Consider the following 23,741-nt stretch of genomic DNA (forward strand, 5'->3'; position numbering starts at 1 on the left):
GCCCACCCACAGGACCCTTGCGGTGCCGGCGCGACCTCAGACCACCCGAGCGATCCCGGCGATCGCCTCCGGCCCCACCCGGCAGCACCCGCCGATCAGCCGGGCCCCCGCCTCCCGCCACCCGGCGACCTCCTGCGCGGCGAACGTCGAACGCCCCGTCCAGGCCCGGGCCTCGGCGTCCCACACCTCCCCGCTGTTGGGGTACACGACCACCGGCTTCCCGGTCACCCGCGCGGCCACCTCCACCGCGTCCGGCACATCCTCCGGGAGACAGCAGTTCACCCCCACGGCGATCACCTCGTCCACGTCGGCGGCCAGGCCGAACGCCTCCTCCAGCGGCTGCCCCGCCCGGGTCCGCCCGCCCGCCACGCTGAACGACAGCCAGGCCGGCACCCCCAGCCCCCGCACCGCCCGCAGCAGCGCCGCCGCCTCGTCCGCGTCCGGCACGGTCTCCAGCGCCAGCACATCCGGTCCCGCCCCGGCCAGCACCTCAAGCCGCGGCCGGTGGAACCGCTCCAGCTCGTCGACGCTCAGCCCGTACCGCCCGCGGTACTCGGAGCCGTCCGCGAGCATCGCCCCGTACGGCCCGACCGAGGCGGCCACCCACAGCGGCCGTACGATCCCCTCGGCCCGCGCCCGCCGTACCGCGTCGCGCCCCAGCTCCACGCTCAGCGTGAGCAGCCGGGCCGCCTCCTCGTGCGGGATCCCGCGCTTGGCGAAGCCCTCGAACGTGGCCTGGTAGCTGGCGGTGATCGCGACATCGGCGCCCGCCCTGAAGTACGCGAGGTGCGCGTCGCTCACCGCGTCGGGCCGGTCGGCCAGCAGCCGTGCCGACCACAGCTCGTCGCTCAAATCGTGCCCGGCGGACGCCAGCTGGTTGGACATGCCGCCGTCGAGCACGACCGTCCCGGCGGCGAGGGCGTCGGCGAGGCTGGGGGAGGTGTCGCTGGTCATGCCCCGACGCTAGTCGACCCGGCTCCGAACGACCGACTGTGTCCACGGTATGAACAGACGGACCAGCATGTGGACACTCGGGTTACCATCACCCGACTCCCTGCCCCTCGCCCACTCGCCCACTCGCACGCCCGCACGTTCACGGAAGCGCCATGACAGCCCCCACCCCCACCGAGGCCACAAATCCCGCCCAGGCCCCGTCCGCTCCCCGCCGCACCTTCGGTCTGGCCACCGCGACCGCCCTGGTCATGGGCAACATCATCGGCGGCGGCATCTTCGCCCTGCCGGCCGCCGTCGCGCCCTACGGCACGGTCAGCCTGCTCGCCTTCGCCGTCCTGTCCGTCGCCGCCGTCCTGCTCGCCCTGCTCTTCGGCAGGCTGGCCCGCCGCAGCCCGGTCACCGGCGGTCTGTACGTCTACCCGCGGGACGCGTTCGGCCCGTTCGCCGGATTCCTCTCCGCGTGGTCGTACTGGACGATGTGCTGGGTCAGCATCGCGGCACTGGCGGTCGCGGTCGTCGGATACGTCGACGTGCTGATCCCCCTGCACGGCAGCCACGTCCTCGAAGGCGCCGTCGCGCTCGCCGCGCTCTGGCTGCCGGCCGCCGCGAACTTCGCCGGCACCCGCTGGGTCGGCGCGGTCCAGATCGTCTCGACGGTCCTGAAGTTCGTCCCGCTCCTCGTCGTCGCCACCGTCGGCCTGTTCTTCGTCGACACGGACAACTTCGGCCCGTTCAACGCGTCCGGCGACAGCACCCCCGGCGCCCTTGCCGCCGCCGCGGCCCTGCTCCTGTACAGCTTCCTCGGCGTCGAGTCGGCCGCGGTCAGCGCGGGCGAGGTCGAGAACCCCGGGCGCACGGTCGGCCGCGCGAGCGTCCTCGGCACGGTGGGCTCCGCGCTCGTCTACCTCCTCGGCACCGTCGCCGTCTTCGGCCTCGTCCCGCACGACAAGCTGGTGAACTCCGGCGCGCCGTTCGCCGACGCGGTGAACGCGATCACCGGCGGCGGCTGGGGCGGCACGGCGATCGCGCTGGTCGCCGTCGCCTCGATCGTCGGCTGCCTCAACGGCTGGATCCTGATGGCCGCGCAGATGCCCTACGCCGCCGCCCGCGACGGACTCTTCCCCAAGCCGTTCGCGAAGGCCGGCAAGGGCGGGGTGCCCGGCTTCGGTGTCTGGGCGGTCGCCGTCCTCGGCACCCTCCTCATCGCCCTCAACTACTCGGCGGGCCCGGACACCACGTTCCGCGTCCTGGTCCTGATCACCACGTTCACCGGTTGCGTCCCGTACCTGCTCTCGGCGGCCGCCCAGCTCTACTGGCTGGCCCAGGGCACCCGGGACCGGGTCCGCCCCCCGGCGCTGATCCGCGACCTGATCGTGGCCGCCCTTTCCTTCGCCTTCTCCTTCTGGCTGATCGCGGGCGCCGGCTACGCGGCCGTCTACCAGGGTGTGCTCTTCCTCTTCGCGGGGATCCCGGTGTACGTGTGGCTGCGGGGCCGGCAGCGGGAGGACGTGACGGCGTGACGGCGGGGCCCGGTACGCTCACCGCCGTGAACGTCACCCTCGTTCGGGCCTGCCTGCGCGACGGCCGCGGAGGCAGCCCCACCGCGGTCCTGGACGACGCGCCGCTCACCGACGACGAGCGCCGCGAGGTACCCGCCCGGGCCGGTGCCTCGCACGCCGTGTTCCTCTCGGCCGACCGGCCGGCCGGTGTGACCTCACTGCGCTTCTTCACCGCCGAGGGCGAACTCCCCGGCTGCGGCCACGGCACGATCGCGGCGCTTGCCGTCCTCGCCGAGCGCACCGGCACCCATGAGGTCACCCTGCGAACGCGGGGCGGCACCCTGGCCGGCCGGGCGATCCGGCATGACGGGACCGGCGGCCTGGAGGGCTGGTTCACGCCGGGCCCCGTCGGTCTGCGCGCCCCCGAGGACGGCGAACACGAGGACGTCCTCACCGCGCTGGGCCTCGCCAGGACCACGCCCGGCTGCGTCGTCGCCACCCTTGGACGGCCGCGACTCCTCGTCCCGCTGCCCACCCGGTCCGCCGTCCGGGCCCTGACCCCGGACCTGGACCGCCTCCGCACCGCCTGCGACCGGCCGGCCCTGCTGGGCTGCTACGTGTACTCCGCCCCGACCCCGGCCGGCCGAGTGGCGGCCCGCATGTTCGCCCCGTCGATCGGTGTCCCCGAAGACATCGCCAACGCCAACAGCACAGCCTGCCTGGCCACCCACCTCACCGGCGCGGGCCTGCGGAGCCTCACCGCCGACATGGGCGACGCACTCGGCGCTCCGGCGACCATCAGGACCGTCGCCGGCCACGCGGCGGACGGCCCGCGGATCCTCGTCGGCGGGGCGGCGCGGATCACCCGCGCACAGCCTTGGGCCAGGCAGCCTGGCCTTCCGCCGCCGAGCGGACGGCAGCCGTAGCCCGTCAGCCGGCGTGCCGGCCGCCCCTGCGGCCGCCCTTGCGCCGGGTGCGCAGGCCTGCCGGGATCATCAGGCCGCCGAGGAGGCCGAGGGCGAGGGCATAGGGCCACCAGCCGAAGGCCTGCGCCGATTCGGCGGTCGTGCGGGTGGTCACCGTCGGGGGAGCGGTGGGCGCGGTGTCGGTGGTGTCGGCCTTGGCGGAGGCCTTCGCAGTCTCGGCGTCGAGGACCACGTCGTTGCCGTCGCCGCCCCGGTAGGTGAGCCGGTAGACCGTGCCGGCGAGCTTGACCTCGGTGCCTTCGGCGAGGCCGTCGAAGGCACCGGTGGTCGGGGCGTCGCCGGTGTGGTCGATCAACATGATGTGGCGGCCCGGGGCGGTGCCCGCGGCGGACATGTCGAGGGCACCGGCCAGGCTGACACGGCCCGTCACCTTCAACGGCCGGTCCCGCAGCACCAGTTCACCCCGCTTGTGCTGGGCGTAGTCGCCCTTCACCGTGAGCCCGCTGGTCACCAGGCTGTCGTTGGTGACGGACCCCAGCACGGTGCCCTTCCCGGAGAGCGTGGTCAGCACCCGCAGGCCCGCCGGGCCGGGGTCCAGACGGGCCCCGGCCGAGGTGAGCCGGACGGCCTGGCTGTGTGCGAGCGTCGCCCCGGCGCGCAGGGCGAGGGTGCCCTGGCTGACGGTGGTCGTCCCGGTGTACGTCACCGCGTCGCCGGTGAGCGTGGTGGTGGCCGCCCCCGACTGGACCAGGGACCCGGAGCCGCCGACGTGTGCCAGGCGGATCGGGGTCGAGGTGTTGCGGACGATCAGGGTGCCGTCGTTGTCGACGCGCCGGCGTGCCGTGCCGGTCAGGAGCGAGCCGTCGCCGCCCTTCGCGCCCGAACCGAGCCGCAGCACCGCGCCGTTCCGGATCGTCGTCGAGCCGTCGTAGTCCTGGGCGGCCGCGAAGGTCACGTCGTTGCCGGGGGTGCCCGCGATCACGATGTCCCCGGCGCCGGGCGCGGCCAGTGTGTCGTGGTAGCGGCCGCCGCCGATCGGGGCACCCAGCGTCACGGGACCGTCGTAGTCGAAGGTGAGCGTCGAGCGGCGGCCGCTCGCCTCGTGCAGGTTGATGTAGACGGTGTCCTTCGTCCCCGGCATGAAGATGCGGTGGGTCGTCCCGTCGCCCCAGTGCACGTCGGCACCCTCGATGTTGGTGCCGCGCTTGTTCGTCCGGTGGGGGAGCAGCTTCCAGTTGAGGGACGGGTCGCTCAGGGACGGGTCGGTGTCGCCGCCCCGGTCGCTGTAGCTGTACTGGCCGGTGAGGACCACCTTGCTGCCCGGCCGCGAGTGGACGTTGACGTCACTGCCGTACTCCCGCTGGTAGAAGTCCTGGCGCAGGGTGATCGTCTGGTACAGCGGGGTGTCGATGATCCAGGAGCCCTGATTGAGGATCGCCCGGGCGTCGGGGAGGGCCACGGGGTACTCGGGGCGGCCGACGGCCATGCCGGTGCCGTTGTCGATGACGCCGGAGAAGGGGTGGGTGCCGGCCAGGTCCAGCGTGCCCCACATGTTGCGGGGCTGGGTGACCAGGCCCGAGCCGCTGATGGTGCCGATGTTGAAGGTGCGGGTCAGGGAGAGCCGGAGGGTCCCGTCCACGCGGATGTTGAGCTGGTTCAGCTGGTAGCCGGGGGTGTTGTAGGGAAAGTGCCCGATCAGGCCGGTGCCGCCGCCCGTGCCGTACTGGAGGGTCGTACCGCGCTCGACGGTGATCGCGGGCGGGTCGGGGTGGGTGACCGTCGTGTACGGATGGTTGCCGCCCTGGGTGCGCACGACCTGGCGTTGCCGTGACTTCGGCAGGGTGAAGTCGCTGTCCCTGGTGAGGATCAGCGTGCCGCCGCCGCGCACGGTGAGGGTGCCCTCGCCGTGCACGACGCCGTCGTACGTGGTGGTCCCGGCGGGCACGGTGACGACCGTGTCGCCGGTGAGGGTCACGTCCCGGTCGGCGAGCACGTCGGCGGTGACGTCCCGGACGCCGGCGGCGAGGACGGGAGGGGCGGAGGCCAGCACGGCGGCCAGGGCGCCGGCGGCTGCTGCGGTGGTGTGGAGAAGGGTGCGCACATGATCGGAGACGGGGGCGGGCGACCGCGGATAACAGAAATTCGAGTTCCGGAAGTGGATCAGCTGGAAATCGCTTTCTGCCTTGTCTTGTCAGACCCGTTGACCTTCTCGTAACGCGCCCTTACCTTTTCGGCGATCTCAGAACCCCCCAGAACTCACCAGGAACACTCAAGGAGCGTGTGTGAGATGAGACGTGCGTACGCGATCCTGCTGTCCCTCTGTCTGGCGGTGATCGGCGCCCTGGCCACCGCGGGACCGGCCGCGGCCGCCTCCCAGACCGTCACCAACGGCACCCGGTTCACCGACACTTCGGGGAACACCGTCCATGCCCACGGCGGCGGGGTCATCAAGGTCGGCAGCTACTATTACTGGTTCGGCGAGGATCGCAACTCCGACAACACCTTCAAGTACGTGGACGCCTACCGCTCCACCGACCTGAAGACCTGGGAGTTCCGCAACCACGTCCTCACCCAGTCCTCCGCCTCCGAACTCGGCACCGCCTACATCGAGCGCCCGAAGGTCATCTACAACGCGTCCACCGGCAAGTTCGTGATGTGGATGCACAAGGAGAACGGCGTCGACTACAGCGAGGCCCGCGCCGCCGTCGCCGTCTCCGACACCGTCGACGGGACCTACACCTACCAGGGCAGCTTCCAGCCGCTCGGCCAGTACATGTCCCGCGACCTCACCACCTTCGTCGACACGGACGGCACGGCCTACATGGTCTCGGCCGCCAACGAGAACGCCGACCTGCACATCTACAAGCTCACCGCCGACTACACCGCCATCGACAGCCTGGTCGCGAACCCCTGGGCCGGCGCCAGCCGCGAGGCCCCGGCCCTCTTCAAGCGGGGCGGCGTCTACTTCATGCTGACCTCGGCAGCCACCGGCTGGAGCCCCAACCAGCAGAAGTACGCCACCGCCACCTCCCTCTCCGGGCCCTGGACCTCCTGGACCAACGTCGGAGACTCCACGGCGTACGGTTCCCAGACCGCGTACGTCCTCCCGATCAGCGGCACTTCGGGCACCTCGTACCTCTACATGGGCGACCGCTGGGGCAACTCCTTCGGCGGCACGGTCAACGACTCCCGGTACGTCTGGCTGCCGTTGACCTTCCCGACCGCCACCTCGATGTCGATGTCCTGGTACCCCGAGGTCTCCGTCGACACGGCCGCCGGCACGGTCAGCGGCACCAGTGCCACCTACAACACCCTGATCGCGCGGCACAGCAGCAAGTGCGCCGACGTGCCCGACCAGTCCCTCTGGGAGGCCGTCGCGATCAGCCAGTACACCTGCAACAGCGGCACCAACCAGAAGTGGTGGTTCAAGGACCTGGGCACCGGCTACTACGAACTGATGGGCCGCGGCAGCTCGCTCTGCCTCCAGGAGAACTCGACCAGCGTCACCCAGGAGGACTGCACCGGCGCCACCGCCCAGCAGTGGTCGGTCGTCACCTCGGGGTCGTACGTGAACATCAAGGCCCGCACCACGGGTGAGTGCCTGGACGTGTCCGGCGCGTCCACCGCCAACTCGGCCGCCATCATCACGTACACGTGCAACGGCGGCACCAACCAGCAGTGGACCCGCGGAACATGATGAACCCTCAGGTCAGGCCAGCAGGTCGATCGCGTCGATCGCGGTGCCGGCGCTGAGGTAGGACGTCGTCCCCGAGCCGCTCGCCACGTAGATCTTCAGCGTGTTGTAGGCGCTGGTGTCCGTCAGCCAGGCGGAGGCCGGAACGCTGTAGGTGAACGTGTGGTTGTTGCCCCGGTACGAGCCCACGGTCAGCGACCGGGTGCTCGGCTGGGTGGGCGCGGCGGGGACGGCGGAGGTCCAGGTGTCGTTGACGACTACCTGCGGCCGGCCGTTCGCGTAGGCCGTCGTCACGCCGATCCTCAGGGTGTGCGCGGCGGCGGCCTGGGCGGCCGTCAGCCTGAAGTAGACGACGATCCCGCTGTTGACGTCCTTCCACAGGTAGCAGGGGAAGGCCGAGGTCTCCGTGCCGCTGCCGATGACCACGTTCCCGGTCCAGGACGCGGCCCGGACGTCCGACGGGTGCATGTACGTCATCAGGTCGGCGTTCTTGAAGCCGCTCGGCGTGCCGTCCCAGTTGTTGATCCGCCAGATGGCGGTGGCGTTGCCGGGGTCGTTGGAGGAGGGGACGGCGATGCTGTTCAGGGTGGTGGTCGCACCCGCTGAGACGCTCACCGAGCCGGTGTAGACGGCCAGTTCACCCTTGAACACGGTGAGGGTGTACGTCCCGGGCAGCACGCCCGCGATCGAGAAGTAGCCGTCCGACGAACGCGCCGGACCCCAGTACTGCGCGGCCGAGTTGGCGAGACCCACGGTGTACGCGTAGGTCGTGTCCCGCCCCGAGATGCCCACGCCGGCCACCCGCCCGCGCCCGCCCGCCGCCACGTACCCGGAGATGCCGAGCGAGTCCGCCCACGACGTGGTGAGGGTGCCGGGGTACAGGGAGGACGAGGGCGCGCCGCCGTCCGTGAAGGCGATGACGTACGGGCCCTGGAGGCCGTAGCGCTCCGACTCGGTCTGGTTCTCGCCGTAGTACAGGATCTCGTAGAGGCCGCCGCCGTCGGCGCTCTGGTGGCGCAGCAGTGAGCGGTAGAACGGGCCGCCGGACGCCTTCTCGTGGTTGCTGCGCACGATCCACAGGCCGACGCTGCCGGTGGTCCAGCCGATGTAGTCGTAGTCCATCACCCGCAGCCTGGAGTAGTGCTTGGCGCGGGTCTGGCCGTCGGACTTCTCGAAGATGTCCGCGGACTCGATGACGGTGGGCGCGTAGGTGTAGGAATCCGGCTCGTCGTTGAGGAACAGGCCGGCCTTCACGCGCACGATGTAGCGGGTGGCGGTGACGGACGAGTCGGCCTTGTTGGTCCACAGGTAGACGTTGTTCTCGCCGCTGCGGGCCGCGTAGTAGTGCTTCAGCGTGCCGTAGGTCACCGAGATCAGGATCGTGGTGCCGGACTGGGCGATGGTCACCGTGGAGGTGCCCAGGCCCGACTCGACGTGCGAGTTCTTGCCGCCGTAGCCCTGGTACTCGGTGCCCTTGTAGACCAGTGAGGTCAGGTCGCCGTTGGTCTTGCTGACCTTGAAGACCAGGTTGGCGCCGGTGTCCACGACGTAGTTGGAGCCGTCGTCCGACCAGCCGAAGCTCGCCGCCGACGCGGTGCCGGCCAGCGGTCCGGTGAGGGCGGCGGTCCCTGCGGCGGCCGCGCTGCCGAGGACGAAGGTGCGGCGTCCGAGCGGTCTCCCGGTGGATCCGGACATGGGGGTGCCTCCTTCGGTGGGGCGAGGGTGCGGGTGAGTGTGAGAGTGACAGTTGAATCGATTTCGCGAAAGGGCTTTCGCCGTCTTGGGGTTGGCAGTTTGTCGAAAACGGTCCATGGACTAGAAAGCGCTTGTCGATTGGCGGTACGGTCCGCGCCAGGCCATTCGCCACGACGGAGGAGTTCCGGGTGAGACGTTTCAACGGTGTTCGTGTCGCCGCGCTCGCGGCGGTCGTCCTCGGCGCCTGCCTGACGGCCGTCCCCGCCGCGCAGGCACACGACCGGCAGCCGCCCCTGGGCATGGAGAACTGCACCGCGACCGCCTGCCACTTCGACGTCCCGCCGGGTGACTACGACGTGACGGTGCGGCTCGGCGGCACGGCCGCGTCCAGCACGAGCATCGCCGGGGAGACCCGGCGCTCGCTCCTCCCCGAGACGGCCGCCGCCGCGGGGCGGCGCGTCACCCGCGGTTTCACGGTGAACGTCCGCACCCCCGAGGGCGAGCCGACGGGGCCCGACGGAACTCCGGGGCTGGACCTCACCATCGGCGGCTCGGCCCCCGCGCTCGCCGGTATCCGCGTCACCCCTGCGCGCCACACCCGGCAGGTCTTCCTGGTCGGCGACTCCACCGTCTGCGACCAGCCCGCCGACCCCTACACCGGCTGGGGCCAGCAGCTCCCGCAGTTCCTGCGCAAAGGTGTCGCCGTGGCCAACTACGCCGACTCCGGTGAAAGTACGGTGACCTACCTCCAGAACCCCCAACTCTGGGGTACCGTCCAGCCGTTGATCCGTCCGGGCGACCTGGTCCTGATCCAGCTGGCACACAACGACAAGACGACCGACGAGGCGACCTACCGCGCGAACCTTGAGACCCTGGTGGCCGGCGCACGGGAGAAAGGCGGCAAGCCGGTCCTGGTCACACCGATCGTGCGCCGCTGGTTCAATGCCGACGGCACGCTGAACAACGACATCGCGCTTCTGGTCAACGGGCTCGGCGTCAATCATCCTGAGGTGATCCGCTCGGTCGCCGCCGCCGAGGACGTTCCGCTGATCGACCTCACGGCGAAGACCAAGGCGCTGGTGGAGTCCCTCGGCGTGGAGGGCTCCAAGGCGCTGTACCTGTACAACGAGAAGAAGGACAACACGCACACCTCCGCCCACGGCGCCACCGTCTACGCGGGCCTGGTGCGCGACGAGCTTCTCGCCCAGCACCTGGTGCCCCGCGGCACCGTGCGGGTGGGATGAGCCCCTGGGGCGCCCCGACCGGAACCGGGGCGCCCCAGGTTCGAACGGCACGAGGGCCGGTACGAGGTCCGGTACGAGCGAGAAAGAGCACCGATGCAGCTGCCTCCCGAGGACCGCGGCCCCAGCCCGCGCACCGGCTACACCCGCGCCCACTGGGAGGCCGCGGCCGACGCGCTGCTCGCCGCCGTGGAGCCGTACGCCACCCCGGACCGCGCCCTCTACCACCTCCCCGGCGACCGCCAGAGCTGGTCGGGGCAGCTCTCCGACGGCCTGGAGGGCTACGCCCGTACCCTGCTCCTCGCCGCCTTCCGCCGTGACGAGACCGCGCTCCAGCGGTACGCGGACGGACTCGCGGCCGGCGTGTCGGGCGTCTGGCCGCGCATCGAGGACCGCAGCCAGCCGCTCGTCGAGGCCGCCTCCGTCGCCCTCGCCCTGCGCCTGACCCGGCCACTGCTGTGGGACCGGCTCGACGACGCCGTACGACAGCGCGCCGCGGCCTGGCTCGCCGACGCGCTGACCGCCGAACCCTGGCCCTGCAACTGGGAGTTGTTCCCGGTGACGGTCGGCGGCTTCCTCGCGGAGATCGGCCACGAGACCGCGGCCGCGCACAAGGCGATCGACCGCGGCCTGGCCCGTATCGAGGACTGGTACGTCGGCGACGGCTGGTACACCGACGGCGACGGCCGCAAGTTCGACTACTACAACGGCTGGGCGATGCACCTCTACCCGGTGCTGCACGCCTGGCTCGCCGACGACGAGGAGCTCCTCGACCTGTACGGCGGCCGCCTGGAACGCCATCTCCTCGACTACGCCCGCCTGTTCGGCGGCGACGGCGCCCCGATGCACCAGGGCCGCTCCCTCACGTACCGCTTCGCGACCACGGCCCCGCTGTGGCTGGGCGCGCTCACCGGTCGTACGTCGCTGTCCCCCGGGGAGACCCGCCGACTGGCCTCCGGAGCGCTGAAGTACTTCCTGGACCGAGGCGCGGTGGACGCCCGCGGACTGCTCACCCTCGGCTGGCACGGCCCCGACGAGGCGGTTCTGCAGGGTTATTCGGGCCCGGCGTCCCCCTACTGGGCGAGCAAGGGCTTCCTCGGCCTGCTGCTCCCGCCCGACCACGAGGTGTGGACGGCACCGGAGGAACCCGCCCCGGTGGAGCGCGCCGACGCGGTCGCTCCGATCGCGCCGGCCAACTGGCTGCTCCAGTCCACGCGTTCGGACGGCGTGGTACGCCTCCACAACCACGGCAGCGAGGACGTCCGTTACGACCCGTACTACACCAGGCTCGGCTACTCGACCGTGACCGAGCCCTCGGCGTCGTACGACAACAGCGTGATCGTCGGTGACGATCCGAGCCGCACGGGTATCGAGCCGCTGGGCGTGGGGGACGGCTGGGCGGCGTCGCGGCACTCGGCCGGTGCGGGCGCCCGGGTGACGAGTGCCGTGCTCGTGCACGGGGCCGTGGAGGTGCGGGCCTTCCGGGTGACGGGAGCGGAGCCCGGGACACCGGTGCGGGTGACCGGGTGGGCCGCAGCGGACGGGCTGCGGTCCGAACTGCTGCCCGCTGTGGGCCTCGACGACATGCTGACGGGGGTCACGACGCGGGACGCGACCCTGTTCGTCGCAGTGAGCCGTCTCACCGGGGCGGCGGATGCCGCGCCACTGGGGGAGACGGTGACCGTACGCGCGGAAGGGGAGCGGGAGCTGACGGTCCTGTGGAGCGGCGGCCCCGGACTCCGCGTCCGGTGGCAGGACTCCGGCGTGGATGTGGAGCACACCGCGCGGGACTGAGCCGGTGGCGGATCCGTGGGCCGGGAAGGCGGTCACGGCGTCAGGCGGGCGATCCGCAGGGTCGTCGTGGTCGGCGACGCCCCGCTGAGCGGGCTGCTGTAGGTCGGGGTGACGGGGGCGTAGGCCCAGGTGAGGGAGCCGTCCTTGAGGACCGCGATGTCACCGGTGAACCGCGCGTTCACCACCTTGTCGGCGCTGACGAAGGTGCCGCTCCAGTTGACCAGCCGCAGATGCGTGCCCGTGAAGGTGCCGGTGCAGGTGCCCGCCGAGCACTTGGCGTTCTTCAGGGACTCCCAGGAGAGCAGGAGCTTGTCCTTGCCGTACGGCGCGAGGTGCACGTCGACGTTCTCGACGGTCCTGGCACTGGTGAGGTAGATCGCCTTGCCGGGACCGGAGTTGCGGTTCTTCAGGAACGCGATGGCGACCTGGTGGGTGGCGGTCTTCGGGGTGACCGTCCAGCCGCGGCCGCTGCTGTCGTCCGGGTTCTTCTTGGCGGAGGCGGCGCCCCGGGAGGCGAACGCGGTCGCGTACCTCCCGGTGGACGACTTCACCAGGTCACCGGTGCGGCTGGGGAAGGTACCACCGCAGTACCCCGCCCAGCACTGCTCCCGCTGGACGACCGGGGCCACGTCCGGGGCGCCGATGCCGGTGGAGACGAACAGGCCCGAGCGCCAGTCGTCGAAGCAGAGGGAGGTGAACGCGCCGGAGGTCTCGGCGTGCAGGGCGATGCCCTCGTTGTGGCTGCATCCCCAACTCCAGCCGCCGCTCAGCTTCTTGCCGGCGGCGCTGACGTACGACAGCTTGTCGCCGTAGTGCCCGTCGGCGAAGCCGCCCGCGCCGTGCACCACGAAGTACGCGCCGTACTTTGAGCCGTTCCAGGTGAGCCGGCCGTCAAGGGTGGGGGAGGTGTCGTGCGTGGCGGTACCGGTGAGCTTGGTCGTCCAGGCCCTCTTCCCGCCGGTGTAGCGGATGATCGCGGCCGCCGTCTCCTTCCACTTGTTGGTGTCGGCGACCCGGGTGAGCAGCGCGAAGCCGTTGTTGTGGGCGACCAGACCGCCGACCTCCTTGGCGCCCTTGACGACGGTGTCGGCGCCGGACCGCTTGCCGGCCGCGCTGAGCGGGGTGACGTGGACGCCGTCGGCGGCGGGCCAGGCGACCCGGATGGTGCCGTCGGGGGCGACCGCGGTGGCGGTGCGGTTCCACTCCCGGGTGTTGTTGTAACCAGCCGAGAGGTAGGGGTACTTGGCGCCGAGACTCACCGCCGTGGAGGTGACCTTGAGGTCCGTGGTGGTGGCCGCGCCTGCGGTGGCGTACCAGGCGCCGGCCAGCAGACCGGCGGCGGCGAGGACACCGATCGCGGGCTTGCGGAAGGCGTGGACCCGGCGGTGTCTTGTGGTGCATGGTGCGGTTGTCATGCACTGTGGTCGCCGGCGGGCCCCGGAAGGTTGCCCCGTGGTGCCGTGTTTTCTTTCCTCGCCTCACCTGCCCTGGATGGGGACGAGTCGCGTCGCGGATGGGGGAGGCGGGGCTCACCCGGCCGCGAGCAGGGTCTCCGTGAGCCGGTCCGCGAACACGGCGGCGTGCTCAAGGGTGCCCAGATGGCCGCCCGGGAACTCGGCGAAGGCGGCGCCGGTGTACTCGGCGGTGAACTCTGCTGTGCGGTGCAGGAGCTGGCCGCGCGAGTCGAGACCGGCGGCCAGGGTGAGGCGGGGCAGGCCGCCCGGCGGCCGGTAGGTGGTGAACGAGGGCAGGACGTGGGCGAGGAAGATCGAGAACGGGGTCGGTCCGCCGGAGACCCGGTGTCCGCCGTCGAGTTGCTCGATCAGTTCCGCCCGCAGGCGCTCGCCGTCCGGCAGCAGGGTGACGCACGGCGGCTCGTGCGCGATGACGTGCCGGAGCCGGTCCGGGTGGCGGGCGAGCAGGTCGAGAGCGGTGATACCGCCCGAGCTGGTGCCGAAGACGTACGCCCGCTCGTCCTCGGCCGCCACCTCCGCCAGCACCCGGTGCGCGCCCTCGCTCCAGCCCCGTACGGTCTGGTCGGCGACCGGGCCCCCGAGGTGGCCGTGGGCGAGGCCCAGCGGGTCGTAGGTCACGACCGTGAAGTGCGGGGCGAGCCGTTCCGTGAGCGGGCCCAGGCCCATCGGGTGCCCGGCTCCGCCGGGGAGCACGAGCAGCACGGGGCCGCTGCCGGTGACGTCGTAGTGCAGGTCAGACATGGTGGTCGGTCTCCTCGCGGGGCCAGTTCTCCAGTGCGATGTGCAGGGCGTCGATCGCCCGGTCCCAGGACGCGCGGACCTCGCGCGGGGCGTTGAAGCCGCCGCAGGCCTCCAGCGCGCAGTAGCCGTGGAAGGTGGCGCGCAACAGGCGTACCGCGTCGGTGAGATCGGGCTCGGTCAGGCCGTAGCCGCGCAGCATGCCGTAGGTGATCTCCACCGTGCGGCGCATGGCGGGGGCCTCGGGGTCGGCGAGCGTCGGGTCGATGCGGATCTGGGTGGCCGCGTAACGGCCGGGGTGGGCGAGGGCGTAGGCCCGGTAGGCGTCCGCGTAGGCGGCCAGCGCGTCCCGTCCGGACCGTCCGGCCACGGCGACGGCGATCCGGTCGATCATCTCGCCGCCCGCGAGCAGCGCGAGCCGGTGGCGCAGGTCCTGGAGGTTGCGGACGTGCGAGTAGAGGCTCGCGTCGCGCACGCCGAAGCGGCGGGCCAGCGCGGACAGCGAGACCTGCTCGAAGCCGGCCTCGTCGGCCAGTTCGGCCGCCGCCGCGACCAGCCGGTCGGCGGTGATCCCGGCACGTGCCATGTGACGCCTCCCTCTGGGGTCTCCAGGTAAAAACCTAGGGGGTCTAGCTTCCGCGCTCAAGCGATTATCGCGCCTGCCCGGCGCATAAGGTTGCGGAGAGACGGAAGGGGGAGCCGTGGCGTACGGGGCGCGGCGGGTGGCGCGGGCGGCATCGCGGAGGGGTACGGCTGCTGGTCGACCGCTCTGGAGGCAGCGGGACTTCGGGTTCTTCTGGCTCGCCCAGACCCTGTCCGTCCTCGGTGACTCGTTCAGCCTGATCGCCCTGCCCCTGCTGGTGCTCCAGGCGACCGGCTCGGTGGCCCGGATGGGCCTGCTCACCGGAGTCGGCGGGGCCGCGATGGTGCTGGCGGCGGTCTTCGCCGGCGTGGTCGTGGACCGGGTCGACCGGCGCAGGCTCCTCATCGCCTGCGACCTGGTCCGTATGGTCCTCTACGGCCTGGTCCCGGTCGTCTGGCTCACCGGGCCGCACCTCTGGCTCCTGTACGTGGTCCTGCCCCTGTGCGAGGCCGTCGGGATGCTCTTCGCCGTCGGGTACGTCACCGTCGTCCGCGGGCTGGTCGGTACCGGCCGGCTCACCGAGGCCAACGGCCGGTTGAACGCCACGGCGGCCGCGGCCGGTGTCCTGGGACCGCTGGGCGCGGGCCTGGTCGCCGCCTGGACGGGACCGGCCGACGCCGTGGCCGTGGACGCGGTCAGCTATGCGGTGTCGGCGAGCTGCCTGCTCCTGGTACGGCTCGGGGAGCGCGCCGCGGACGACCGGGCGCCCAAGGACACGGGCCTCGGGCGCGACCTGCGCACCGGGATCTCGTACCTCGTCCGCCATCCCGTCCTGCGCTCGCTCACCGGGCTTCTCTGCCTCTTCAGCTTCCTCACCCTCGGCATCAACGACCTGGTGATCTATCACCTCAAGCACGACCTCGGCCACGACGACGGCACCGTCGGCACCGTGCTGGCGGTCGGCGCGGTCGGCACGATCACCGGGGCGCTGCTGGTCGCCCGGCTGCGCAGGCGGCTCGGCTTCGGGCCGACCTGGATCGGCACCACCGCCCTGTGCGGACTCGCCTTCGCCGGGCTCGGCTGGGTGCGCACCGTACCCGCCGTGGCCGCCCTGAGTGCGGTCTACCTGGCCTGCGTGGGCATGGCGGGCACCTGCTCCATGTCACTGCGCCAGGAGATCACTCCCGAGCCCCTCCTCGGCCGGGTCACCTCCGCCCACTGGACCCTGCAGTACTCGATGGCCCCGGTCGGCGCGGCCGTCCTCACCTGGGCGGCCGAGCGCTACGGCACCGCGCCCGTGGCCGCCGCCGCCGGAGCCTGCTGCACCCTGATCGCCCTGACGGCCCTGGGCACCCCGATCCGCGGCGCGGGACGCACCTGAGGGACCGGGGGAACGTCAGCCGTTCACCCCCGTGTAGTGCCCCAGCGCCCATCGCCACAGGCCCCGCGCGGCCAGGTAGGCGAGCAGGCCGACGAGGGGCGAGCCCGCCGCCAGCCAGTAGGGGACGACGGTGGAGTGGCCGTGGCCGGTGAGGACCGCGGCCGGAAGGTAGGCGACGAAGGCGAGCGGAAGGCCGTAGGTGAGCAGCCCGCCGACCGCCCGGGGCAGCACGTTCAGCGGGTAGCTGCCGAAGGTGCCGAGGAGTTCCTCCAGCCAGCGGCTCCAGTAGTCGGCGGCCGGGTAGCGCAGCGAGGCGCCGGCCACGACCGTGAACAGGGCCGCCTCCAGCAGCATCCCGCCGAGCACCGCCGCGATCAGGTACGAGACCCGGCCCGCCGTCCAGTCGAGGTGGCTGCGGCCGAGCGCGCCCACCATCAGGCCGGCGGCCACCGTCAGGTCACCGATCGCGTTGGTCGGGAAGTACTCCAGCTGCACCTGCCGGTGCACGGGCAGCGGACGCAGCAGGTAGGCGTCGATCCTGCCTTCCTGGATGAACCGGCCCACACCGTGCACCCGGCCCAGGATCAGTACGAACAGACCGTGCGCCAGCATCCGCGTCGCCGGGATGAGCAGGACGTCCGAGCTGTCCCAGCCGCCCATCCCGGTGAACCGGGTCAGCAGCACGGTCGCGAACACGATCACCGACACCTGCCAGACCGCGCCGATCGCGATCATCATCAGGAACTCGGTGCGGTACTCCAGCTGCGCACGGAAGTTGAGGCGCGTGATGCGCCAGGCGATCCGGACGGCGTTCAACGGCCTCAGCCTCCCTGGGAGATGACACGGCGGGCGGCCCGCCGCCACACGAAACGGGTGAAGAGATGCAGCGCCACGACCCAGCCGGCCTGGACACCGAGCTGGAAACCGGCGTCCGACAGCGGGATCCGGCCCACGTACAGCGACAGCGGCACGCTCAGGGTCGCCTGGAAGGGCAGGAAGGAGCTGAGTACGACGAACCAGTGCGGGAAGAACCACAGCGGCGCGTACACCCCGGACAGCAGGTTCTGCGCGAAGACCAGGATCAGCATCGCCGCGGTGTTGCGCAGCGTCCAGAAGCAGAACTGGTCGATGAGGAGCATGACGTAGTAGAGGACCAGCTGGCCGAGCAGCAGGCTGAGCGCGAACACCGCCGCCACCGCGGCCGACCGCGGCGGATCCACCACCCCGGCGGCGAGACAGACCGCGTATCCCGCCAACGCCCAGGTCAGCCCGTACAGTTGCTCGCCGACCGCGCGCAGCGCGTGGTAGCGCTGGGGCGGCAGCGGGCGCAGATACCAGTAGACGATCGTGCCGAAGTGCATGTGCTGCATCACGGAGTCGCGGCCCGCGTACTGGTCCAGCTCCCGCAGCCGGGAGGCGAGCACGGCCAGCACCGCGTAGGTGACGGCCTGGCCGCGGTCCAGACCCGCGGTCGTACCCGACTGGGCGTACAGGCCCCGCCACAGCGAGGCGACCAGCACCACCTGCACGGTCAGCCGCAGCAGGACCCCGGTCATCCGGGGCGGGGTGTACAGCTCGCCGAGCGGGGTGACCCGGGCGGCGCGCCAGGCGTACGGGAGGGCCATCTCAGACCGCCTCGGCGTTCGCCTGCGCGTAGGCCGCCCGCATGACGTCCTCCAGGTCCGCCTCGTCCACCGCCACGCCCGTCACCTCGTACCGCTCGATGACCAGCTTCAGCGCCTCGTGGACCGTGGGCGCGGCCGGACCGTCCGGGCCGAACACCGCCTGCGGCCCCTCCCGGCGCACCAGGGTGATGCCGGGCAGCGGGCCGACCGGGGTGTGCGCGTCGGCGAGCGTGGCCCGTACCTGCCAGGTCGAGCCGAACCGGCGCCGCATCTCGTCCAGCGAGCCGTCGAGCACCAGCTGCCCGTGGTTGACCAGCACGACCCGCTCGGCGAGCCGCTCGACCTCGGTCATGTCGTGCGTGGTGAGCAGCACGGTACGGCCGCGCTCGGCCACCTGGTACCGCAGGAACTCGCGGACCTGCTCCTTCACCACCACGTCCATGCCGATGGTCGGCTCGTCCAGGAAGACGACCGGTGGGTCGTGGAGCAGGGCCGCGGCCAGGTCGCAGCGGACGCGCTGGCCGAGCGAGAGGTGCCTGACCCGGGTGTCCCAGAAGGCGGAGAGTTCGAGAAGGTCGTCGAACTCTTGCAGGCGCGCCGCGTGTTCGGCCTTCGGCACCTCGTAGATGTCCCGCAGGATCGCGAACGACTCCCGCACCGGCAGGTCCCACCACAGCTGCGTCCGCTGCCCGAACACCGCGCCGATGTTGCGGGCGTTGCGCTCCCGTTCCCGGTACGGCACCACGCCCGCGACCCGGGCCTCGCCGGAGGTCGGCGTGAGGATGCCGGTGAGGATCTTGATGGTCGTCGACTTGCCCGCGCCGTTCGGGCCCAGCAGGGCGAGGAGCTCACCCTGGGCGACGTCGAAGGAGATGTCGGAGACCGCGTGCTTCTCGACGCGCTCGGGGTTGACCAGGGATCGCAGGGCGCCCGCGAAGCCCGGGCGCCGGACAGTGGTGTGGAAGGTGCGGGACAGACCGCGGACCTCGATGTTTCCGGCCACGCTGGGTACTCCCTCATTCCGTGCACGAAGTACGGCCGGTCGGCTTGAGAGGCCGACCGGCCGCGGATACGCCACGACGGTCGCAGAACGCCGAGGAGCCCGGCAATGGATTAATCGAGCCGCGATTTGGACTGTTCGATCACCGGGAAGGCCGCGGCCGCGGCCGGAAAGGCGCCGTCGGCGGCCGGGCAGACCGTGTCGGTCACCGCGAGGCGGGCGCGGTGCGGCCGGTGCGGACGCCGTTGCGCAGGCCCACCGACCGCAGGGCGCCCTCCAGCGCGAACGTGGCCGCGCCCAGGCAGACCGGGTCGGTGGGGATGGGGGAGAGGACGATCTCGGTGGCGGCGAACGGCCGCCCGAGCGCGTGCCTCCGGACGGCCTCGCGCACTTCGTCGAGCAGCGGTTCGCCGAGCTGGCGGGCCACCCAGCTGCTGAGCACGACCAGTTCGGGGTTGAGCAGGTTGACCAGGTTGGCGATACCGGCACCGATGTAACGGGCCGTGTCCCGTACGACCTTGACCGCGACGGGATCACCGTCCGCCACGCCGCGGGCCAGCGCGTCCACGGTGGCCGTCTGGTCCTCCGGGTGCAGCAGCGGGCTCTGCGGGCTCAACTCCCGCAGATTCAGCATGATCCCCGGGGCACCCACGTACGTCTCGACGCAGCCGTGGTTGCCGCAGTGGCACAGCCGCCCGTCCAGCACGAGCGTCGTGTGGCCCCATTCGCCGGCGCTGTTGCTCACCCCCCGGTGCAGCCTGCCGCCCAGCGCGAGCCCGGCGCCGACGCCGGTGCCGAGGTTCACCACCACGGTGTCCCCGCGCCCGCGCGCCGCCCCGAACCACTGCTCGGCCACCGCGCAGGCCCGCAGCGGGTTGTCCAGGTGGAGCGGGTAGGCGATGTGGGCGGAGAGCAGGTCGAGGAGCGGCACGTCGTGCCAGTCCCAGTTGGGCGCGTACTCGGCGATGCCGGTGGCCCGGTCCACCTGCCCCGGCACGCTCACCCCGACCCCCAGCACCCGCGCGCCCTCGATCCCGGCCTGCGCCACCACCGCGCCGACCGCCGCGGCCACCTGGCCCACCACCTGCTCCGGCCGGTTCTCGCCGGGACGCACGTCCTCCTCGGCGCGGGCCAGCACGGTCAGCGCGAGGTCGAACAGCTCGACGTGGACGTACGTCTCCGCGATGTCGACGCCGATCAGCGCGCCGCCCGAGGCGTTGACGGCGACGAGGCCCCGGGGGCGGCCGCCCGCGGAGTCCTCGAAGCCGACCTCCGTGATCATCCGCAGCTCCAGGAGCTCCCCGACGAGGGTGGCGACCGTGGCCAGGCTCAGCCCGGTGACGGCTGCCAGCTCCTGCCGGGAGGTGGGAGACTCGGCGATGATGTGCCGCAGCACCTCGTAGCGGTTGGCGGTGCGGATGTCACGTGATGTGTGCTTCACGCCGTACAACGCTATGGCCTGGGAAGCGCTTTCGACAAGCCATTACCTTAAGGGTTGGATTAAGTCCGTCAGCCGTGCAGGACATCTGCCACGAAGGGGTTCGTGAACTTCCCGTCCGGATCGAGGTCCCGGACCAGGGCACGGAAGTCCCCGAGGCGCGGGTACCGCCGGCGGACCTCGGCCGCCGGAACGGCGAAGACCTTGCCCCAGTGCGGCCGCGGATCGAACGGCTCCAGCACCTCCTCCAGCCGGCGCACCACCGGGAGTACGGCCGTCAGGTCGTCCACCCAGGTGAAGTGCAGCGCCACCGAGTCACGGCCGTGGGCGGGGCTGAGCCACTGCGGGTCGGCGGCGATCGTCCGCACCTCGCAGGTCTGCAGGACGGGGGCGACCGTCCGCCGGATGCCGTCGACCGCGTGCAGCGCGTCCACGGCCGCCGACCTCGGCAGCAGGTACTCCGACTGGAGCTCGTCCCCGCTGCTCGGCGTGAACTCCGCCCGGAAGTGCGGCAGCCGCTCGTGCCAGGGCCCCGGCACCCCGAACTGCTGTGTGCAGTTGCCCGCCGGCATGCCCGGCACCGGGTGCATCGCCTCGGTCGCGGGCGCGGCCCACCCGAAGTCCACGGCCGGCCGGTCGGTGCGCCGCTTCACCCACACCTGCCTGAAGCCCGGCTCCCGCCAGTCGGTGAACAGGCTCACGCTGTACGCGGCGCCGGACACGGCGGCGAAGTCCAGTCCCTCCAGCGGTAGTTCGGTGTACACCGTCTGCGTCATGTCGTAGGCCGCCTCCAGGTCCAGGGTGAGCGCGGTGACGGCACCCAGCGCGCCCAGCGAGGTCACCGCCCCGTCGAAGCCCGCGTCACCGCGCGCGACCGTCACCGCAGAGCCGTCTGCGAGGACCAGCTCAACCTCCCGGACGGGCGCCGCGAGCGACCCGTTGGCCACCCCCGAGCCATGGGTGCCGGTGGCGACCGAACCGGCCACCGAGATGTGCGGCAGCGAGGCCATGTTGGGCAGCGCCAGGCCGTGCGCGTGGACCGCGCGGGCGAGTTCGGCGTACCGGACGCCGCCCGCGACCCGGACCGTACGGGCCGCGGTGTCCACCTCGATGACCGACGGCAGTTCGGCGATCGAGACCAGGACGCCCTCCGGGCCGGGGTCGGCGATGCGGTTGAAGGAGTGCCCGCTGCCCAGCACCCGTACCCGCGCACTGCCGGCCACCAGCGACCGGAGCGCGTCGAGCGAGTGCGGGCGGTGGAACTCCTTGGCGGTGTACGTGATGTTGCGCGCCCAGTTGGTGACCGTCTGCACCGGATCCGTCATCTCTGCCGTCCATCCCTGTCGTTCTTCGGGGAGTGCCTGTCCATTGACCCTCTCATTCGCCGAGACCTACGGTAGAGACCGGTTGCTATCCGCGCGTCACCGAGCCGGAAGGTCACTTCCTTGCCCGAGCGTCCTCAGGCATTGTTCGCCATGACAGCCCAGAACGTGCCGCACGTCTTTCCGCCGGAGGTGCTCGCGCGACTGCGCGAGTACGTAGAAATCGATCCCACTCTGGTGGCACACGACTTCACCGACCCCCGGGTACGGGAGACGCTCGCCCGCACCGAGGTCCTGGTCACCGGCTGGGGCTGCCCGGTCCTGGACACGGCCGCCCTGGACGCGGCGCCGAAACTGCGGGCGGTGCTGCACGCGGCCGGCTCGGTCAAGGGCTTCACCACGCCCGAGGTCTGGCGCCGCGGCATCGTCGTCTCCTCGGCCGCCGCCGCCAACGCGCTGCCGGTCGCCGAGTACACCCTGGCGATGATCCTGCTCGCCGGGAAGGACGTCTTCGCCTTCCGCGACCTGCTGCGTACCCGCCGCACCTTCCCCTACGGCGACATCGTCCCCGCCATCGGCAACTTCCGCCGCCGGGTCGGCATCGTCGGCGCCTCCCGCATCGGCCGCCGGCTCCTGGAGCTCCTGCGCCCCCACGACCTGTCGGTCGCCCTCGCCGACCCCTACGTGGACGCGGCGGAGGCCACCCGGCTCGGCGTCCCCCTGCTGCCGCTGGACGAACTGCTGCGCACCTCGGACATCGTCACCGTGCACGCACCCGAGACCCCCGAGACCCGGCATCTCCTCGGCGCCCGCGAACTCGCCCTGATGCCGACCGGATCGGTACTGATCAACACCGCGCGCGGCTCCCTCCTCGACCACGACGCCCTGATCGAGGAGCTGCGCACCGGCCGCCTGACCGCCGTCCTCGACGTCACCGACCCCGAGCCGCTGCCCGCCGGCTCACCCCTCTTCGACCTCCCCAACGCCTTCCTCACCCCGCACCTGGCCGGCTCGCAGGGCAACGAGGTGGCAAGGCTCGGCCTCACCGTCGTGGAGGAAGCCGCCCGGCTGCTGACCGGCGACGGTCTCCTGCACGCCATCGACCACTCGGCCCTTGAGCGGGCCGCGTGACAGGCCGTCGGCCCGGGTGCCCCGGCCGTCTCGTAGGGTGACCTGAACACATGACGAAGGGGAGCCGAGCGGTGGCGAAGCGGACGCAGCCGGCGCCGAACGGGGACGCCTCGACGGTACGGGACGTGGCCGCGCGGGCCGGGGTCTCGGCTTCGACCGTCTCCCGGGTACTCGGCGGCACCTACCCGGTGGCCGCCGCCACCCGGGCCAAGGTCCTGAAAGCCATGCGCGAACTGGACTACGTGGTCAACGCGCACGCCCGCGCGCTCGGCGGCGCCACCAACAAGACCGTCGCCTTCGTGGTGGACGACGTCACCGGCCCCTTCTACGCGCACATCGCGCGCGGGGTCGAGGAGCAGGCCTCCGAGGAGGGCCGGCTGTGCATGCTCTGCACCACGCACGGCGACCCGCGGCGCGTCCTCGCCGTCGTGGAGACCATGCGGGAGCAGCGGGCGGACGCGGTGATCGTGGTGGGCGGCGCCCTGGAGGACAAGGCCTACCACGACCGCATGACCCACTTCGCGCACGCCCTGGACCGGTCCGGCTCTCGGCTGGTCCTCGTCGGCCGCCCACCGCTCGGCCCCGGCGTCCCGGCCACGGTCGTCGACTACGACAACGAGGGCGGCGCCTTCGCCCTCACCGGCCACCTGCTCTCCGGCGGTCACCGCCGCATCGCCTATCTCGGCCGCGTCCCCGGCCTGTCCACCAGCGCCCAGCGCATCGCCGGCTTCACCCGCGCCCACGAACTCCTCGGCCTCGCCCCGGACCCCGGCCTCGTCCTCGACGGCGTCTTCTCCCGCTCCTACGGCTACCGGGCGACCCGTGAACTCATCGCCTCCGGGCGAGAGTTCACCGCGATCTTCGCCGCCACCGACATGATCGCCACGGGCGTGATCCAGGCCCTGCGGGAGTCCGGCCGCCGCATCCCCGACGACATCGCCGTGGCCGGCTACGACGACATCCCGGTCGCCCGGGACGTCCACCCGACGCTCACCACGGTCCACGTACCCCAGGAGGAACTGGGCCGCGCCGCCGTCCGCCTCGCCCTGCACCGCGACGACCTGCCGGACGGGCAGCATCTGGTACTGGGCACACATGTGGTGCTGCGGGAGTCGACGCGACGACCGCCGCCGGCCGGCTGATCCGGTTGCCGTGGCGCCGGACGGGGGAGCGGTGCTGCCCGGACGGGTAGCCGGCCGAGGCGGTCCGGGCCGGTGCGGACGGGCAGTGGTGTCGACCACGTGG

At 72.0% G+C, this 23,741-nt stretch carries 19 protein-coding genes; 8 read left to right on the forward strand and 11 right to left on the reverse strand.

Annotation, left to right across the window (positions count from 1 at the left end):
* Positions 1 to 36: 36 nt before the first annotated feature.
* Positions 37 to 954: a homocysteine S-methyltransferase gene (mmuM, locus tag OHB00_RS38705; protein ID WP_406442008.1), complete on the reverse strand. Its 918-nt coding sequence runs from the start codon at positions 952 to 954 to the stop codon at positions 37 to 39.
* Between the two features lie 152 nt (positions 955 to 1,106).
* On the opposite strand from mmuM, the gene OHB00_RS38710 reads away from it, so the two are divergent.
* Both OHB00_RS38710 and OHB00_RS38715 read left to right on the forward strand, forming a co-directional pair.
* A complete protein-coding gene (locus tag OHB00_RS38710) occupies positions 1,107 to 2,474 on the forward strand; it encodes an amino acid permease (protein ID WP_406442010.1) in 1,368 nt (455 codons plus the stop codon).
* Between the two features lie 26 nt (positions 2,475 to 2,500).
* Entirely contained in the window at positions 2,501 to 3,379 is an 879-nt protein-coding gene (locus OHB00_RS38715; protein WP_406442012.1) for a PhzF family phenazine biosynthesis protein, read from the forward strand.
* Positions 3,380 to 3,383: 4 nt separating this feature from the next.
* Here the strand turns inward: OHB00_RS38715 and OHB00_RS38720 are convergent, their stop codons facing one another.
* A complete protein-coding gene (locus OHB00_RS38720) occupies positions 3,384 to 5,480 on the reverse strand; it encodes an autotransporter-associated beta strand repeat-containing protein (protein ID WP_406442014.1) in 2,097 nt (698 codons plus the stop codon).
* Between the two features lie 186 nt (positions 5,481 to 5,666).
* Here OHB00_RS38720 and OHB00_RS38725 point away from each other — a divergent pair, with 186 nt between their 5' ends.
* Positions 5,667 to 7,076, forward strand: coding sequence for an RICIN domain-containing protein (locus OHB00_RS38725; protein WP_406442016.1), 1,410 nt, complete (start codon positions 5,667 to 5,669; stop codon positions 7,074 to 7,076).
* Positions 7,077 to 7,088: 12 nt separating this feature from the next.
* Here the strand turns inward: OHB00_RS38725 and OHB00_RS38730 are convergent, their stop codons facing one another.
* Complete coding sequence (locus OHB00_RS38730) at positions 7,089 to 8,768, reverse strand: rhamnogalacturonan lyase B N-terminal domain-containing protein (protein WP_406442018.1); 1,680 nt, start codon at positions 8,766 to 8,768, stop codon at positions 7,089 to 7,091.
* Between the two features lie 188 nt (positions 8,769 to 8,956).
* Between OHB00_RS38730 and OHB00_RS38735 the strand changes: the two genes are divergently transcribed.
* Positions 8,957 to 10,012 carry a rhamnogalacturonan acetylesterase gene (locus OHB00_RS38735; RefSeq protein ID WP_406442019.1) on the forward strand — a complete coding sequence of 352 codons (1,056 nt, stop codon included), beginning with the start codon at positions 8,957 to 8,959 and terminating at the stop codon, positions 10,010 to 10,012.
* Positions 10,013 to 10,105: 93 nt separating this feature from the next.
* On the forward strand, positions 10,106 to 11,803 hold the full coding sequence (locus tag OHB00_RS38740; protein WP_406442021.1) for a DUF2264 domain-containing protein: 1,698 nt from the start codon (positions 10,106 to 10,108) through the stop codon (positions 11,801 to 11,803).
* 32 nt (positions 11,804 to 11,835) lie between these two features.
* Here the strand turns inward: OHB00_RS38740 and OHB00_RS38745 are convergent, their stop codons facing one another.
* The 3 genes from OHB00_RS38745 to OHB00_RS38755 all read right to left on the reverse strand — a co-directional run bounded on the left by OHB00_RS38745 (position 11,836) and on the right by OHB00_RS38755 (position 14,602).
* The gene (locus tag OHB00_RS38745; RefSeq protein ID WP_406442022.1) at positions 11,836 to 13,218 is read right to left on the reverse strand and encodes a hypothetical protein; all 1,383 of its coding nucleotides are present in this window, start codon (positions 13,216 to 13,218) and stop codon (positions 11,836 to 11,838) included.
* A 114-nt stretch (positions 13,219 to 13,332) separates the two neighbouring features.
* Entirely contained in the window at positions 13,333 to 14,019 is a 687-nt protein-coding gene (locus tag OHB00_RS38750; protein ID WP_406442024.1) for an alpha/beta fold hydrolase, read from the reverse strand.
* Positions 14,012 to 14,602: a TetR/AcrR family transcriptional regulator gene (locus OHB00_RS38755; protein ID WP_406442026.1), complete on the reverse strand. Its 591-nt coding sequence runs from the start codon at positions 14,600 to 14,602 to the stop codon at positions 14,012 to 14,014. The genes OHB00_RS38750 and OHB00_RS38755 overlap by 8 nt, the downstream gene beginning before the upstream one ends.
* A 115-nt stretch (positions 14,603 to 14,717) precedes the next feature.
* Here OHB00_RS38755 and OHB00_RS38760 point away from each other — a divergent pair, with 115 nt between their 5' ends.
* Positions 14,718 to 15,980, forward strand: a complete 1,263-nt coding sequence (locus OHB00_RS38760; protein ID WP_406442028.1) for an MFS transporter — start codon at positions 14,718 to 14,720, stop codon at positions 15,978 to 15,980.
* Positions 15,981 to 15,995: 15 nt separating this feature from the next.
* On the opposite strand, the gene OHB00_RS38765 is transcribed toward OHB00_RS38760, so the two are convergent.
* From OHB00_RS38765 to OHB00_RS38785, 5 genes are all read right to left on the reverse strand, one after another.
* Positions 15,996 to 16,796, reverse strand: coding sequence for an ABC transporter permease (locus tag OHB00_RS38765; protein ID WP_406442030.1), 801 nt, complete (start codon positions 16,794 to 16,796; stop codon positions 15,996 to 15,998).
* A 5-nt stretch (positions 16,797 to 16,801) separates the two neighbouring features.
* Positions 16,802 to 17,605, reverse strand: coding sequence for an ABC transporter permease (locus tag OHB00_RS38770; RefSeq protein WP_406442032.1), 804 nt, complete (start codon positions 17,603 to 17,605; stop codon positions 16,802 to 16,804).
* Between the two features lies 1 nt (position 17,606).
* A complete protein-coding gene (locus tag OHB00_RS38775) occupies positions 17,607 to 18,608 on the reverse strand; it encodes an ATP-binding cassette domain-containing protein (RefSeq protein WP_406442034.1) in 1,002 nt (333 codons plus the stop codon).
* Positions 18,609 to 18,810: 202 nt separating this feature from the next.
* Positions 18,811 to 20,046, reverse strand: coding sequence for an ROK family transcriptional regulator (locus tag OHB00_RS38780; protein ID WP_406442036.1), 1,236 nt, complete (start codon positions 20,044 to 20,046; stop codon positions 18,811 to 18,813).
* 68 nt (positions 20,047 to 20,114) lie between these two features.
* The gene (locus OHB00_RS38785) at positions 20,115 to 21,368 is read right to left on the reverse strand and encodes an FAD-binding protein (RefSeq protein ID WP_406442038.1); all 1,254 of its coding nucleotides are present in this window, start codon (positions 21,366 to 21,368) and stop codon (positions 20,115 to 20,117) included.
* Between the two features lie 120 nt (positions 21,369 to 21,488).
* Here OHB00_RS38785 and OHB00_RS38790 point away from each other — a divergent pair, with 120 nt between their 5' ends.
* Positions 21,489 to 22,496: a hydroxyacid dehydrogenase gene (locus OHB00_RS38790; RefSeq protein ID WP_406442040.1), complete on the forward strand. Its 1,008-nt coding sequence runs from the start codon at positions 21,489 to 21,491 to the stop codon at positions 22,494 to 22,496.
* 71 nt (positions 22,497 to 22,567) lie between these two features.
* Positions 22,568 to 23,638: a LacI family DNA-binding transcriptional regulator gene (locus OHB00_RS38795; RefSeq protein ID WP_406442042.1), complete on the forward strand. Its 1,071-nt coding sequence runs from the start codon at positions 22,568 to 22,570 to the stop codon at positions 23,636 to 23,638.
* Positions 23,639 to 23,741: the final 103 nt, after the last annotated feature.

It is taken from the genome of Streptomyces sp. NBC_00631 (genome assembly GCF_045206895.1).
In the GTDB taxonomy this organism is placed as follows: Bacteria; Actinomycetota; Actinomycetes; order Streptomycetales; family Streptomycetaceae; genus Streptomyces.